This window comes from Roseomonas sp. TAS13 (assembly GCF_001950415.1).
GTDB lineage: Bacteria > Pseudomonadota > Alphaproteobacteria > Acetobacterales > Acetobacteraceae > Roseomonas > Roseomonas mucosa.
In genome coordinates, this window is record NZ_BDLP01000657.1 from 1 (window position 1) to 1,278 (window position 1,278).

Annotated in this window: 1 protein-coding gene; it reads left to right on the forward strand. The window is 66.1% G+C overall.

Features of this window, described 5'->3' with window-relative positions:
• Positions 1-55: 55 nt before the first annotated feature.
• Positions 56-1,236 (forward strand): IS3 family transposase gene (locus ROTAS13_RS24585; protein WP_139323572.1). Its coding sequence is split into 2 segments (ribosomal slippage): positions 56-323 and positions 323-1,236, totalling 1,182 coding nucleotides; the frame shifts between segments, so codons are not numbered across the junction.
• The last annotated feature ends 42 nt before the right edge of the window (positions 1,237-1,278 follow it).

Sequence of the window (1,278 nt, forward strand, 5' to 3'; positions counted from 1 at the left end):
CTGGGATTGACCCGGTTTGGTGGACACCCTGAAGCTTTCGCCAGAGGTGTTCCTGATGCCCAAGACGCATCCGCCGTACTCGCCTGAGTTCCGCCGTCAGATGGTTGATTTGGTCCGTGCCGGACGGTCGGCCGAGGATCTTGCTCGAGAGTTCGAGCCGACCGCGCAGTCGATCGGCGCGTGGGTCGCTGCGGCTGACAGGCAGGAGGGCCGACGGGAGGAGGTGACCCCGGGCTTGGCTGCGGCCGAGCGGGACGAGTTGGCCCGGCTGCGGCGGGAGAACAAGCAGCTCCGACTGGAGCGCGACATTCTCTCAAAAGCCGCGGCCTGGTTTGCACGGGAGACCGGCGCAGTGCCGTCGGGCTCTTCCGGTTCATGAGCGTGAACCAGGCCTGCTTCCCGATCGCCACCATGGCGCGCGTGCTCGGCGTGTCCAAGGCTGGCTACCATGCCTGGCTTCGCCGTCCGCCCTCGGCCCGTGCTGTTGCCGACGAGGCGTTGCTGAAACGGGTCCGGACCGTGCACGCGACGTCGCGCCAGACCTATGGGGCACCGCGGGTGCATGCCGATCTGCGAGCCCAGGGCGAGCGGCATGGCCGCAAGCGGATCACGCGCTTGATGCGTCAGGCCGGATTGGTGGGCGCCAGTCACCGGCATGGCGGCCCCACGACCACGCGGCGCGACAAGGACGCCCGGCCAGCACCTGACTTGGTTGACCGCAACTTCGCCGCGTCGGGGCCGAACCAGCTCTGGGTGGCCGACATCACCTATGTGCCGACAGCGGCGGGATTTCTGTATCTGGCCGTGGTGGTGGATGCGTGGAGCCGCAAGGTCGTCGGCTGGTCGATGGCCAACCACCTACGGGCCGAGCTGGTGCTTGACGCAATGGAAATGGCGGTCGGACAGCGTCGGCCGAAGAACGTCATCCACCATAGCGACCAGGGCAGTCAGTATACGTCCGTCGCGTTCGGCAAACGCTGCGGTGAAGCTGGTGTGCGACCCTCGATGGGATCGGTCGGTGACGCCTACGACAACGCCATGGCCGAGAGCTTCTTCTCGACGCTGGAAGCCGAGTTGCTGAGCCGCCGCCGATTTACATCCCAGGCCGAGGCCCGAATGGCGTGCTTCAGCTACATCGAGGGCTGGTACAATCCCGTCAGGCTGCACTCGGCCCTGGGCTACCGCTCTCCCATGACCTACGAAGCCCTCATGCAGGAGGCTGACGTCGACACGTAGCCCCCAAGCCTGAAAACCGTCCACGAGATCGGGTCAATTCCA